This is a genomic window from Deinococcus betulae, assembly GCF_020166395.1.
GTDB classification, from domain to species: Bacteria; Deinococcota; Deinococci; order Deinococcales; family Deinococcaceae; genus Deinococcus; species Deinococcus betulae.
Genome location: NZ_JAIQXU010000026.1, coordinates 1 through 12,734, shown reverse-complemented (window position 1 = coordinate 12,734; position 12,734 = coordinate 1). Strand labels below are relative to the sequence as shown.

At 66.5% G+C, this 12,734-nt stretch carries 11 protein-coding genes and 1 pseudogene; 5 read left to right on the top strand and 7 right to left on the bottom strand.

Features of this window, described 5'->3' with window-relative positions; translation table 11 throughout:
* Nucleotides 1–53: 53 nt before the first annotated feature.
* Entirely contained in the window at nt 54–3,377 is a 3,324-nt protein-coding gene (locus K7W42_RS17085; RefSeq protein ID WP_224576088.1) for an ATP-binding protein, read from the bottom strand.
* A gap of 127 nt (nt 3,378–3,504) precedes the next feature.
* Here K7W42_RS17085 and K7W42_RS17080 point away from each other — a divergent pair, with 127 nt between their 5' ends.
* The 5 genes from K7W42_RS17080 (at nt 3,505) to K7W42_RS17060 (ending at nt 7,024) form a co-directional block, all read left to right on the top strand.
* A complete protein-coding gene (locus K7W42_RS17080) occupies nt 3,505–4,260 on the top strand; it encodes a HesA/MoeB/ThiF family protein (RefSeq protein ID WP_224576085.1) in 756 nt (251 codons plus the stop codon).
* Nucleotides 4,261–4,333: 73 nt separating this feature from the next.
* Nucleotides 4,334–4,702: an HU family DNA-binding protein gene (locus tag K7W42_RS17075; protein WP_224576083.1), complete on the top strand. Its 369-nt coding sequence runs from the start codon at nt 4,334–4,336 to the stop codon at nt 4,700–4,702.
* A gap of 535 nt (nt 4,703–5,237) precedes the next feature.
* Nucleotides 5,238–5,672, top strand: a complete 435-nt coding sequence (locus K7W42_RS17070) for a hypothetical protein (protein WP_157461269.1) — start codon at nt 5,238–5,240, stop codon at nt 5,670–5,672.
* Nucleotides 5,673–5,754: 82 nt separating this feature from the next.
* Nucleotides 5,755–6,471, top strand: coding sequence for a guanylate kinase (gene gmk / locus K7W42_RS17065; RefSeq protein WP_224576081.1), 717 nt, complete (start codon nt 5,755–5,757; stop codon nt 6,469–6,471).
* Nucleotides 6,472–6,499: 28 nt separating this feature from the next.
* Nucleotides 6,500–7,024: a macro domain-containing protein gene (locus K7W42_RS17060; RefSeq protein WP_224576078.1), complete on the top strand. Its 525-nt coding sequence runs from the start codon at nt 6,500–6,502 to the stop codon at nt 7,022–7,024.
* A 362-nt stretch (nt 7,025–7,386) separates the two neighbouring features.
* Here the strand turns inward: K7W42_RS17060 and K7W42_RS17055 are convergent, their stop codons facing one another.
* From K7W42_RS17055 to K7W42_RS17030, 6 genes and pseudogenes are all read right to left on the bottom strand, one after another.
* A complete protein-coding gene (locus K7W42_RS17055; protein WP_224576076.1) occupies nt 7,387–9,570 on the bottom strand; it encodes a fimbria/pilus outer membrane usher protein in 2,184 nt (727 codons plus the stop codon).
* Complete coding sequence (locus K7W42_RS17050; RefSeq protein WP_224576074.1) at nt 9,560–10,267, bottom strand: fimbrial biogenesis chaperone; 708 nt, start codon at nt 10,265–10,267, stop codon at nt 9,560–9,562. Before K7W42_RS17050 ends, K7W42_RS17055 begins: the two co-directional genes overlap by 11 nt.
* Nucleotides 10,268–10,369: 102 nt before the next feature.
* Nucleotides 10,370–10,789, bottom strand: a complete 420-nt coding sequence (locus K7W42_RS17045) for a hypothetical protein (RefSeq protein ID WP_439648869.1) — start codon at nt 10,787–10,789, stop codon at nt 10,370–10,372.
* Nucleotide 10,790: 1 nt separating this feature from the next.
* Nucleotides 10,791–11,294, bottom strand: coding sequence for a hypothetical protein (locus tag K7W42_RS17040; protein WP_224576072.1), 504 nt, complete (start codon nt 11,292–11,294; stop codon nt 10,791–10,793).
* Nucleotides 11,295–11,463: 169 nt separating this feature from the next.
* On the bottom strand, nt 11,464–12,396 hold the full coding sequence (locus tag K7W42_RS17035) for a hypothetical protein (RefSeq protein ID WP_224576069.1): 933 nt from the start codon (nt 12,394–12,396) through the stop codon (nt 11,464–11,466).
* A 37-nt stretch (nt 12,397–12,433) separates the two neighbouring features.
* A pseudogene (locus K7W42_RS17030) lies at nt 12,434–12,734 on the bottom strand (hypothetical protein); the annotation flags it as partial.

Sequence of the window (12,734 nt, the reverse complement as noted above, 5' to 3'; positions counted from 1 at the left end):
AGCCGGTCTGGCCGTGAAGTCCCCCTGCTCCCAAGCACCGTTTCAAGCGTCCTCTACAGCGTCAAGGCGTGGCGGGCCGCAAATTCCTGGCGAAAGGGGCCCGGCACCTGCGCCAGGGCGGCCTGCCACCAGGCCTGCGCCTGCTCACGTCCTTCGGCAGCGGCCCCGTCTCCGGTGTGCTCCAGGGCGCGGGCATGAACGTCCAGCAGGTCGCCCAGCGGCTCCTCTGGAGTCAGGGCGGCGCTCAGGTCCAGGGCCGCGCGGCTGTCCTCCAGTGCCGCCGCGCTGTCTTCCAGGTCCAGGTGCGCCTGGGCCCGCCGGGTCAGCGCCAGCACCTCCAGCCCGCCCAGTTCGGCGTCGTGGGCGAGGGTCAGGGCCGCCGTGGCGCTCTCCAGGGCCTGGGCCGGTGAGACCACCCTGGTCAGGGCGAGCAGCAGGCGGCCTCGCTCGAACGGGTCCTGGTGCAAGACCGGCCGGGCCAGTGCCGCCTCCAGCAATGCGCGGGCCTCCTCGGGCTGGCCCAGGGCAGTCAGCACCTCGGCGCGGGTCAGCAGCACGCGCGGCTGGTCGTGGCCCACCAGGTCGCCCCGCGCTTCCAGATCGTCCAGTTCTTTCAGGCTGCGTGCTGGGGCACCCAGTGTCAGGTATAGCCGCGCCAGATCAAGCTGCAGAATGCTCAGCCACCACGTCCGCACGATGACGGGCGAGGTCAGGGCGGCATTCAAGGTCTCCAGGGCGCCGGCCCACAGCCCCAGCGCGTGCTGGGCCAGTGCCTGGGCGTGCGCGGCGGTAAACAGTAGCTGACTGGGGGTGTCGAGCTGGGTCAGGGTGTCCTGGGCCAGCTGGGCCAGCCGCAGGGCCAGCTGGGCGCGCCCCAGTTCCTGCTGCATCCACGCCATGCGGGCCAGCGCGGCCACCTGTCCGGTGTGGTCGTTCAGTTCGGTGTACAGGGCCAGCGCCCGGTCAAACTCTGCCAGGGCCGCCTGGCGGTGGGTCACGCTCAGGACGCGGCCCAGGCCCAGATGCACCGAGGCCTGAAGGTCGGGGTCGCTCAGCGTCGTGGCCAGCGTGCCCAGCTGGGTCAGGTGGTGACGGGCGGCGGTCAGGTCGCCGTGCAGCAGGGCCTCGGCGGCCAGGGCCTCATGGCACACGGTTTGCAGGCGGTGGTCGCTGGCGCCCGTGGCCTGCGTCAGGGTGGCTTCGGCCAGGGCGTGCAGGCCCGGCCAGTCCCCCTGCTCGAACAGGTCCCTGAGCTGCGCCTCGTAGGCGCGCACCGCCTGCTGGGGGGTGTGGGCCAGCCGGTGCAGCAGCAACCCCAGCCGGTGAAAGAGGCCGGGCACAGCGACGGCAGCGGCCAGGCGCAGGGCAACGGTGGCCGCCTCAAAGGCGCCGTCATTATTGCCCACGGCCTCGAACGACGCGGCGGCCTGCTCGCCAAAGGCCACAGCCTCGCCCAGGCGGCCCTGGCGCCGCGCCGCCTCGGCGGCCCGCAGCAGCCAGGGGGCGGCGCGCGCCTCGTCGCCGCCCACCTGCCAGTGCCCGGCGATGCGCGCGGGCGCGGCGTTCCCCTCACTTTCCAGCACGCGGGCGGCGCTGCGGTTCAGTAGGCGGCGCACCGCCTCGGTCAGGCCGGCCAGCACGGTTTCCTGTACCAGGTCGTGGGCGAAGCGCTCGCCCACCATGACCTGCGCCTCTTCCAGCTCCTCCCAGGCGGCGGCGGTGTCCAGCACCGGGGCGCCCAGCACCGCCGCCACCAGCTCGATTTGCAGGTCGCTTTGCAGCACGGCCGCGGCCCGCGCCGCCGCCAGGGCCGCCGCCGAGAGCCGGGTCAGGCGGTGGGCAATGAGGCTGGACGCCTGTTCGGTGACGGGCAGCGGCCCGTCCAGGGCCGAGGAGGCGAGCATATGCTTGACGGTTTCCAGAATGAACAGGGGGTTGCCGCCTGTAAACCGCGCCAGCGCCGCGCCCTGCGTCTGCAGTTCGGGCACGTCAAGGTCCCCCACCAGCTGCCCCACTGCCTCTGGGCGCAGCGGCGCGAGGTCCAGGGTGCGGTGGTAGCTGGCGGCGGCGCTGCGCCGGAAAAGGTCCAGCGTGTCACTGGCCACCTCGGCGGGGCGCAGGGTGCCGATCAGGCGCGGTACGCCTCCCGGCTGCCCCAGGGGAAAGTGATTGGAAATCAGGACGAACGTCGCCTCCACAGAGGCGCGGTCCGCGAGGTGCAGGTCGTCGTATACCAGGGCGCTGACGCCCGCCAGCCCGGCCCGGAAAACGTGGGCAATGGCCTCATGCAGCCGGTCGTCAGGACGGTCAAGCTGCGGGTCCTCTGGGCCGCCCAGTTCGGGCAGCAGCCGGGCGAGGCAGCGGCGCGTCCACGGCTCCAGAGGCAGTCCAGGTGTGCGGGCCAGAATTCGCCGCAGGCTCCGCGTGGTGGTGGCGTAGGGCACGGTGGCGTCGCCGGGCCGGCCTTCCAGTGTCAGCACCTCGCCCCGGCTGCGCGCAAAGTCGTGCGCCAGCCTGGACTTGCCCACCCCCGCCTCGCCCGACAGCAGGATGACCTGGCCAGCGGCCCAGGCGTCGTCCAGCTGTCGCCATTCGGCCTCACGGCCCACTAGGCGGGGGGGGCGCCGCACCGCCAGCGGCAGCCGGGGCCGGGCCGGTACTGCCGGCACCGCCACGGGCGCGCCCCGCTCGATCTCCTGGGCCAGCGCCGCCGTCTCTGGCGCGGGCTCGACCCCAAATTCACGCTGAATCACGGCGCAGCAGCGCTCGAAAGAGGTCAGGGCGGCGCCCCGGTCACCCGCCAGATACTGCAGCCGCATCAACCGGCGCCACGCCTCCTCGGATGTGGGGCTCAGTTCCAGCAGGCGCTGGGTGCTCAGGCCCGCCGCCGCGAAGTTGCCCGCATCTTCTTGCCGCTGGGCCTCGTTCAGCAGGCGCTCGGCCCAGAGCCGCTCGGCGCGCTCACGCCAGATCAGCAGCCAGTCGGCCAGTTCTTCCTGGGCGTCAACTTCGGTGCCGGCCAGCAGCAGACCGGGCGCCGGCGCCTCCCCGGCCGCGTGCAGGGCCGGCTGTTGCAGGGCGTGAACGTCAACCCGCACCTCGGGCGCCAGCGCCAGCAGGTCGCCGGCCAGCACCAGCCCGTCACCGTGGGTCCGCGCCAGCCGCCGCACCAGATGAACCAGGTTGTTCCGCGCGCCGCGCTCGGGCGTGTCCGGCCACAGCAGCCGGGCCAGGCGCGCGCGGGTGGTGGGGCCTTCCAGGGCCAGGTAGGCCAGCAGCACGAGGGCCGCGCCGTCCAGCGGGACACTCAGGCCACCAGGGCGGATCAGGCGCGGCGCGCCGAGCAGGTGCAGCTGCCAGAAGGGCGCGGGCGTCATGGGGCCTCAGCATACCGAGTCCGCCCCACAGGCGGGCAGACCCCAGCCACCAGGATGCAGAGAGGGCCTGGCCGTGCCGCCGCCCAGGCCGTTTCTGGTGCCTGGGCGGCGCTCTACACTGCCGGTCATGGGCACGCCCCCCACTCCTCCCCTGACCCGCACCGAACTGCGCCGGGCCAGCCGCGCGCTGCTGGTTCCCGAATGGCAAGAGGCCGGGGCCCAGGCCCGCCTGAAGGCGGCGCGGGTGCTGGTGGTGGGCGCGGGCGGCCTGGGCAATCCCGTGATTGCGGCGCTGGCCGGGGCCGGGGTGGGCGCCCTGACGGTTGCCGACAGTGACACGGTGGCCCTGAGCAATCTGCACCGCCAGCCGCTCTTTACCACGGCAGACGTGGGCCGCCCCAAGGCCGAGGTCGCCGCCGCCCGGGCCCAGGCCATCAATCCATTTGTGCGGGTCAGGGCGGCGCCGCACCTGACCGCCGACAACCTCGGCGCCCTATTGGCAGAAGCCACTTTGCTGATTGACGCCACCGACAATTTCGAGACCCGCTACCTGATTGCCGACACCTGCACCGCTGCCGGGCGCGAGTGGGTGTGGGGCGCGGCCAGCGGCACCAGCGGCCTGGTCAGTGTCTTTGGCCCTGGTCTGGGCCTGCGCGACGTGTTTCCTGACCCCGGCGACGTGGCCTCCTGCGACGAGGCCGGAGTGCTGGGGCCGGTGCCGGGGGTGGTGGGCCAGATGATGGCCCTTGAGGCCTTGAAGGTGCTGGGCGGCGTGGGTGAGGCGCTGCGGGGGCGGCTGTGGACCCTGGACGCCCTGACCGGTCACACCCGCACCCTGAAGCTGGGTTCTGTGCGTGCCCCAGGCCCCCCAGCGGCGACTTGACGCCGGGAACAGGTGTGTTACTGTGCGCCTGAGCCTACAATCCAGCTCGACTTCAGTTCTCGGAGGTTCCCGCATGGCCAAGAGCAGCAAGCCCGCCGCGAAGAAGCCCGCCACCCATCCCGCCGCCCGCGCCGCTGACCGCAGCGCCCCCAGCAGCGAGGGCGGCGGCAAGATTGCCAAGACCCAGATTATTGACCTGGTCGCCGACCGCACCTCGCTCAGCAAGAAGCAGGCCGGCGACGCCGTGGCCACCATGCTCGACTGCGTGGTATCGGCCCTGCGTTCGGGCCAGAGCGTGGGCCTGCCCGGCCTGGGCACCCTGAGCGTGGCCCAAACCGCTGAGCGCAGCGGGGTGCGTCCCGGCACCAGCGAGCGCATCACCATTCCTGCCGGCAAGAAAGTCCGCTTTAAGGTCGCCACGACCCTGAAAGGCACCCTGTAAAAGCCAGGGGGAATGGTCTGTCAGCGGCGCCAGGTGCGCCGCTGCTGCGTTGTGTAGGGCGCGACTCTTTTCTATCGGCTCCAGCTTCCGATTAAAACATTGAGACGAGCGAGTAGGTGAGGTCAAGCAGGACACTGACCTACCGATGCTCTTGCCGAGTATCAACAAGACAGGTGGAATTCTTACCAATCAAATTGTTGAAGAGCAAGGCCTCTTTGCAAAGAGGGCGGTGTAGAGGTGATTGACGCCTCTTCCGTCTACGACAGTTGCGGGCTCTCTCTGAAGAGTGATTCGTCTCCACTGCTTGGCAGGTTCCCTCATCTCAGGGGCATAGGCGGATAGAGCGTGAGAGGTGTTGGCTTCTACGGGCCGTGTCCCTTTCCCATTCAAGCGTTGAAAAAGAGTAAAGCCCTGTTCTGGAGCCTTCCAGGGCTGTGGGGAAGCGATTTCTTTTCAGAGCCCTTTGCTTGCGCTAGAGGGGGCACGCTTTACATAACGCAGGCGGGGCACCCATACTTCAGGTAAGGAGGCTTTTATGGCTTACAAGAAACTCAGTGAACAGGTGCTGGAACTCAGCAACCCCCAGCGCAGCGATTCATTTATCAAACTTTTCCGTGAGGCGGTGCGTCAGGGCAAGTTTGACGCGGCGTACATGCCTGAACGCTTCACCATGCCCAAGCAGTTTAGCCGCCGGGGCACAGAAGGCACCTACGAGCGCGACACCCGCGAAATGCTCTTTGACCAGACGGAAGACTTTGACGCCTGGTTTGAAGACACCAACCGTTCGTTGGCTGCGGCCCGGCGGGGCGGCAGTGTCAAACCCAGCGTGGAAGCCATTGAAGCGGGTCTGGTGGACTTCAAGACGATGGCCGAAGAAACCCGCCGCAAGATGCAGGCCAGCTATGAAAAAGGCCAGGCCCTGGGCAAGAGCCGCTCTAAAGGCAGCCCCGCAAAGGGCAAGAAGAAGTAACGCTGCCCCTTGCGTCAGCGGCCCCCAGCAGTGGCGGGGGCCGCTGTTCTCTTTGGGCGGCTGCATTGGGTATCGTGGCGGGATGACCGCTGGTCCCTTTTCTGACATGCCCCTCAGCACCTCGCCGCGCCGGGGCCTGCTGCTCGTGATGACCGGCGCTTCGGGCGTGGGCAAGGGCACCCTCCGTGAACGCTGGCTGGCGGGCCAGGACGTGTTTTACAGCACCTCCTGGACCACGCGTGAGGCCCGGCCCGGCGAGGAACACGGCGTCCATTACGTCTTTGTCGGCGCCGACGACTTTGAGTACAAAGCCCAGGCAAACGGGTTTCTGGAACACGCCGCCTTTGTGGGCAACCGCTACGGCACCCCGATTGAGCCCATAGAGGCCGCGCTGTCCCGTGGGCAGGACGTGATTCTCGAAATTGAGGTCGAGGGCGCCATGCAGGTCAAGAGCCGCATGGGTGAGGAAGCCATTCTGGTGTTTATCATGCCGCCCAGCCTCTCCGAGCTGCGCCGCCGACTGGAAGGCCGCGCCACCGAAACCCCGGAGCGTATCGAGGGCCGTCTGACCCGCGCCCGCGAGGAAATCCGCGAGGCCCATGAGTTCCGCTACGTGGTGGTCAACGACGATCTGGACCGCGCCGTGGACGAGCTGCATGCCATTCAACGGGCCGAGCGCGCCCGGCAACTTCCCGAACCCGAGTGGGCTGAGGCCGACCGCGAGGCCCGGGTCAAGGCCGATGCCCTGCGCAGCTATACCCTGACCGACGCGCAGCTGAACGAGGTCGCCACGCACTAAACACCCCTTCAGTCAAGGAGGCTCTTTCATGCCACTGGAACTCGTGCAGGGCGATATTGCCGCGCAGACCACCTGCGCCGTGGTCACCGCCGCCAACAAGCAACTGATGGGCGGCGGGGGCGTGGACGGCGTCATTCACCGCGCCGCTGGCCCCGAGCTGCTGCGGGCCATCCGGCAGCTGGGCGGCACGCCGACCGGAACAGCCGTGGTCACGCCGGCCTTTGAGCTCTCGCGGCAGGGCGTGCAGTACGTGATTCATGCCGTGGGGCCGATCTGGCGTGGTGGGCAGGCAGGAGAGGCCGAGCTGCTGGCCAGCGCCTACCGCCACAGCCTGGCGTTAGCGGTCCAGCAGGGCTGTGCCAGCGTGGCGTTTCCGGCCATCAGTACGGGGGTCTACGGCTACCCACTGCCAGAGGCAGCCGAGGTCACCATTCGGACTATCCACGACTTTCTGGCGGCTCACCCCGACTTGCAGGTGCGCGTGGTGCTGTATGACCGGGGCACTCTGAACGTGTTTCGGCAGGCCGAGCAGCGGCAACTGGGCGGGGCCTGACAGCGGAACCCCGCGTGGCTGGGGGTTACGATCTTCAACCACGTGGAGGCGACCACAGTGAGTGTTCGTCAGAGACAGCGGCGAAAGTGGAATGGAGGGGCGGCGTTGGCCCCTCAATGGAACGGGCAGCCGCTGTGAGACGGATTTCACGATATGGAAGCGCAGAGGGTGCCTTTCCGGCTGTGCTGCAATTAAGCGAAATCCGCATCTTTTCCTGCTCGCTCCGCTCGGATTTCATCGAGCAGAATGCTCGATTCAATCGGAGTCCGTATGAGTCCAGTTGGCAGTCTGGAAGACGACTGAACCTCAAGACGAAAAGAGGGCGCCTGCTGGGGCGCCCTCTTCCTCAGATGAGTGGTGGCTCAATCGGCGGGCAGGTCTGTGCCGCTGGGGTCCGCGCTGCAGCGCACGGTCTCAGCCTGGGGGCTGATGGTCACGGCGCAGCTGCTGCCGTCCTGAAGCCGCAGGCGGCCCGACTGGACCTGACCTGTGCGCGGAAGAAGCCCGGTTCCAAAGGCGTCAAGGTCGTACTCCTCGCCCGTGTCCAGACTGACGGTGGCGTAGCTGGCCTCGGCGCCAGTCGGGGTCTGGAAACTGACGATCCTGGCCTGCTCGAAGTTCTCGCGCCAATCCACCTTCACCGCGCGCGATTCTGGGCTGGGCAGCAGCAGGTGGGCGTCTTTCACGCTGATTTCGATGGGCAGGGCCTGAACGTCCACGCGAAGATCGACCGGCTGACCAGAAGACACCGAGAACACTAGCGCGCCCTGCGCGTCGGTGCGGCCCTGGAAGGCGCCTGCCACATAAATCGAGAGGTTCGGAATGCCCGTTTCCAGCAGGACCGAGACCTCGCTGCTGCGCGCCGCACTGGCATACACCCGGTCATTGGCATACACCAGCGCGCCCTCCACACCCAGGTCAATCTGTCCGTTGGAGCCGGCTCCGGCATTGACCTCGACCGTGCCGCGCTGCTGGTAGGCGCCGTACAGGACACCTGAGCCGTAAGCCAGGCTCACGCGCTGGTCCGGCGTGGGCAGATAGGTGGCGGCGGCCCGCACCTCGGGTCCCGACGGGCCCGCTGCGGCGTTGACCACCGCCGTCCACTGCTCGCTGGGTTTGTAGCCCAGCGTCAGGCTGACCTGCCGGCCGCGCTCGCTGAGGCGCGCCGCGCCGCTCAGCCGCACGGTCTCGCTCAGGTCGCCCGAGGCCTGCACGCGGCCGTACCAGCCGGCCTGCTGCGGGTCATAGCCCACGCCCACAGCAGTCGCCACGCCGCCCAGGTCGTACCCCAGGGCCGCCTCGCCGCGCGTGGCCTGGACATTCCCCAGCGGAATCTGCGCCTTGATGCCCAGGCCAGCGGCGCTGCTGAGCCGGCCGCCGTAGGCCACCGTCGCCGCCGTGCCCTGGTCTGGGCTGTTGTGGGCCAGCCCAACCGTCAGGGTGTGGTTCTGGTTGGCCGTGGTCACGGCCAGCGCGCCGCTGGTCACCCCGGCCTTGACCTGTGCCTGCGCGTCCAGCGTGAGGGCCGGAGTCAGGCCGTAACTCAGCTGCGCCCCGGCGTAAGGGAGGGTGCCCAACCGGCCAGCCTCGCCCAGGGCGCGGTAGCTGCCGGCGGGCAACAGGGCCGCCGGAAAGCTGTAGGCCGCCGAGACTTCCCGCTGGCCGCCTGCGTCGCTGATAATCGCCACAATGGCGCCGGCACTGCCAGTGAGGGGCAGCTGCCGAAACACCGCGCGGCCTGCGCCGAAGCTCCAGCGTCCCAGGAGGACGCCGCCCGAAATCAGGGTGACCGTCCCCGGCTGGGGAAGGGCGACTGTAAAGTCATCGGTGCGGCGCACGGCCGAGCCGGTGACCTGGGCCTGCAGCCCGCTGAATCCTCCTACGCCGCCGGCCAGCAGGGGCTGAATATTCCAGCCGGCCTCAATGTGGGCGTCCCGGTTCAGCTGATAGCGGGCGGCAGCTGAAGGAAGCAGTTCCAGTTCCCGCGTGGACGAACTGGTTTCTGTGATGCCTACCCGCGCGCTGAAGGGGCCGTTGGCATAGGTGCCCTGAAGGCGCCCGCGCTGCTCCAGCACGCTTGACGGCAGGCGGTGGGCCTCCAGGCTGTATTCCAGCGCATACAGCGGCAGGTTCTGGGAGGCTGCTGGCGCCGCCTGGGCGTCTGAAACCGTGACGGTGTAGACGGGCAGCAGGTCCAGCCGCGCCTGAAAGGCCAGGGTCTGACGTTCGGCGTCGTACTGCGCGGCCAGGACGGGATTTAACTGCGTGAAGGCCAGGCCGTCACAGGTGACCTGGGCCTGGCCGTAGCGCTCCTCGCCGGCCTGCAACGCTTCTGTCTGCAGCCACAGCCCTTCTCCGGCGCGGCGCAGCGAATAGGTGCCCCGGCTCAGGCCGTCCACCCGCACCTCGGCCAGGTCTTCGGGGGCGGCGCAGATGTCGGCCGCCAGCGTGGTCTGGGCCGACGCGGTGGGCGCCAGACCCAGCAGGGCGCTGAGCAGCAGCCAGCGCCCAGATATCCGGCCCAGCGGCGCAGGCTTACTGAACATTCAGGGTGACTTTGACCGGCTTCTGGTTCGCGTCATCGGCCGCGAACTCCAGCGCCCGGACATCCTTGAGTTCGGCGGGCAGTTTCAGTTCCATGGTGGCGCCGCTCAGCACATACTGGTTACCCAGTTCAAAGGTGCGGCCTGCTGCGGTGACCTTGATGTTGCGGAACACCCCGTAGCCGTCCCCAGCGTTCTTAAAGACCAGTGAAGTCCCTTCCGCGCGCGGCGCCGCACTGATGGTCACACCCGCACGCGCCGATTGCCTCTCGACAAACAGGGGCAGGCTGAAGACGTACCGGGGAGTAATCGTGACGCTGCCGCTGCTGGTGGGCTGCGGCTGCACCTTCTGGCGCAAAATCAGCCGGTAAGTCACCGAAGCCGTATTGGGCGCCTGACGCAGCGCCACGCGCACCACCTGGCTTTTGCCCGGCGCCACGGTGAAGGTCATGGGACTCACGATGGCGTCGCGGGTGGGGACCAGCACGTCCTGGCCGTCTTTCTGTGTCCAGGCCAGCACTTCGGCGGTAAACGCCGTAGGGGCGCCGTCGGTGTTGGTGATGGTGGTGGCGGTGGTCAAGGTCTGTGCGGGGTTGAGGTTCAGCAGCACAGGGCTCAGCACAAATTTGGCTGCTTGCGCCTGACCCAGCGCGCACAGCGCAGCGGCCAGCACCAAAGCTCGTTTAAAGTTGGGCATCATTGTTCCTCTGAAGGTGGCCACAGGGCCAAAAAACAGACTGTTGTCTTGTGTTGGGAAGTGCCAGAAAAGAGGCGCCGCTGGGCGGCTGCCTCCTTGACTGGCTTAAAAATCGACGCTGACCGTCAGGCTGTCCGAATAGGGGCCAGTTGGGGCGCCCCACTGTCCGGCCGGCACCGTGACCTGAAAGGTCAGCAGACTGCTGATCACCCGCAGCTGCGCAGCGCCGGGAATCACGTAGTTCAGGGCACTGGCCCCAAACCGCATGGTGCCCAGAAACCGGCCCGTGCTGGCTTCCAGGGTGCCGCCCGTGCTGCTGAGCCGCACGCTGCTGACGGTGCTGCCGCCGGTGCAGGAGACGGGCAGCTGCACGGTCTGGGTCCAGTCCTGCGCGTAGCGGTAACTGTCCACCGCATTCACGACGGGCGCGCCGAACTGGCAGCTGGCCTGGGCCGCGCCGCCCGTCAGCAGGGCCAGCGCCGTCCAGCGTGCCCAGTCAGCCAACCTGCGAGACAAACGCATCACCTTAAAATTCTACGGTGAAGTCAACTGTTCCGGTGTAAAACCCGGTGGGGGCACTGAACTGTGCCTGCTGGGGCCAGCCGGACCGGATCACCGAAACGTAGCGGGTGGCGCCCTTAAAGGCGCCGCTGGCCACCGTGTTGGTGCCGCCCGCCGAGAACCACACCAGGGTGTTGATGGTGGGGCCACCTGCCGCGCCGTCACGGGTCAGTGTCACGGGCACGGCATTCTGTTTCGTGGTGGCCACCGTGCTGCCGCCAATCTTGCGGGCCGTCAACGCAGTGCCGCTGTTGCAGTACACGCTGATAGACACCTGAGCCTGCTCGCCGCTGTAGGTGTTGGCTAGGGCCGCCTCATAATCGGGCAGTTCGATGGTGGGGCTGCTGTTGGCGGTGTCAAACTGACAGGCCGACTGGGTGGCCGCGTTGATGGTCACCGTTGTCGATGTGGTAGCTGCCGTGGCAGCCGAAAAGCACACCAGAGGCAGGGTCAGCCAAAAAGCTTTCATAACTCTTCTCCGTGGAATCTTGAACATGTCCTCTCTGGCTTTAGACGCAAGAGGCCGGGAGTTTATGCTTTCCCAGCCTCTTGTCCAAATCTCGACTACTCAGTCCATAGCCTGCGCTCAACCGCTAAACAGATATGGATTTAAAAACATTCTGAGTAGCCATTATTCTTTATTGTTTGATGGTCACCGACATATCGTCTATGTTCAGGTAGTCGCTGTAATAATCCACCACTGTGGAAACCTTTACATATTTGACGTTTTTCCAGTTCAGTGTACGGGTTTCGACAGGGCTTTGATATTGAGCCATATTGGTAAATGTTGTTGTCCCCACAACATTGTTATTAGCGTCGTATGCTGTTAGCTTACTGCCGCCCTCAAAAAGCGTGTTTGCTGTAATGCTGTTGAGGTCAAAAACAGAACCATTCGCGGCGGAGAAATTTGTCTCAGCACCATTGTAATGGTACATAAAGAGTGCCTTATGTCCATTAGGTAAGCCGCCGCCACTCTGCATAATGTAAAGATAGGGAGATGAGAACTTCAGCCCACCTTCTTGGTAATTTGAGTTTCCCATATAAGTGTATTCAAAGCCACAGCACTGATAGACGTTTTGATATGGGTATGCATCAAACAAGTCCATATTTGACTGAACAGTGGCCACAAAGTTCATCGTTTTAACGTCAGCGCCGCAGCTGAGTTTGATGGCATATGTGCCGCTTTGCCCATAGGTATGGCTAAGCTGCTGACTGCTCACATTGGTCGGCGTTGGCGTTGTTGCACCCTCGACTGAACTGTCGCCCCAGTTGACCGTGCAACCCGTTTCGGCGGGGTAGGTCGTCTTGATGTAGGCGCGGGCGGTGCTGTCGCTCATGCGCAGCACGTTCAAGTAGGACTTGGGTGCAACGGCCTGAGCGCTCAGGTCGCTGTCCAGCCCCAGGGCCTTGAGGTCGCTCTGAACCTTGGCTTCGAAAGCCTGAACGTAGTTCTGACCGGCCGCGACAGGCGCGCCCCGGAGGAGGCTGTGGTCAGCAGACTGAGGAGCAGAGGAAGTGCCGCAGGCGGCGAGCAGCAGGGGAAGCAGCAGAACAGAAGCAATTTTTTTCATGGTGTTTAAGCCTCAGGAAGCAGATAAGGAAGAGGGCTTACCAGCCGATGTAGTAATCGACCGTGGCGGTGTACAGGCCCGTTGAGGCTGTCCACTGGTGCGCGCCGGCAGTGGCCGTCAGGGCGTAGCTGTAGCGGCTGCCGTCCTCGGCGTTGCTTTCTTCTTCCGTCGGCTCGAACGCCGTGCTCAGCACGATGTTCAGCTTCTTGGTGCCGTTCAGCAGGTCCAGGCTGCCGTTGGCGTTCCACTTGGTGTCGTCCCAGTACCCCAGGAACGGGCTGGAATCCAGGTTGCAGCGCACGAACAGGTCACCGCTGCCGGTGGCAGCCGTTGCGTTG

Bases quoted from the DNA above. Each gene is read 5' to 3' on its own strand.
- K7W42_RS17085 (WP_224576088.1), bottom strand. From the start codon at position 3,377: ATGACGCCCGCGCCCTTCTGGCAGCTGCACCTGCTCGGCGCGCCGCGC.
- K7W42_RS17080 (WP_224576085.1), top strand. From the start codon at position 3,505: ATGGGCACGCCCCCCACTCCTCCCCTGACCCGCACCGAACTGCGCCGG.
- K7W42_RS17075 (WP_224576083.1), top strand. From the start codon at position 4,334: ATGGCCAAGAGCAGCAAGCCCGCCGCGAAGAAGCCCGCCACCCATCCC.
- K7W42_RS17070 (WP_157461269.1), top strand. From the start codon at position 5,238: ATGGCTTACAAGAAACTCAGTGAACAGGTGCTGGAACTCAGCAACCCC.
- gmk (WP_224576081.1), top strand. From the start codon at position 5,755: ATGACCGCTGGTCCCTTTTCTGACATGCCCCTCAGCACCTCGCCGCGC.
- K7W42_RS17060 (WP_224576078.1), top strand. From the start codon at position 6,500: ATGCCACTGGAACTCGTGCAGGGCGATATTGCCGCGCAGACCACCTGC.
- K7W42_RS17055 (WP_224576076.1), bottom strand. From the start codon at position 9,570: ATGTTCAGTAAGCCTGCGCCGCTGGGCCGGATATCTGGGCGCTGGCTG.
- K7W42_RS17050 (WP_224576074.1), bottom strand. From the start codon at position 10,267: ATGATGCCCAACTTTAAACGAGCTTTGGTGCTGGCCGCTGCGCTGTGC.
- K7W42_RS17040 (WP_224576072.1), bottom strand. From the start codon at position 11,294: ATGAAAGCTTTTTGGCTGACCCTGCCTCTGGTGTGCTTTTCGGCTGCC.
- K7W42_RS17035 (WP_224576069.1), bottom strand. From the start codon at position 12,396: ATGAAAAAAATTGCTTCTGTTCTGCTGCTTCCCCTGCTGCTCGCCGCC.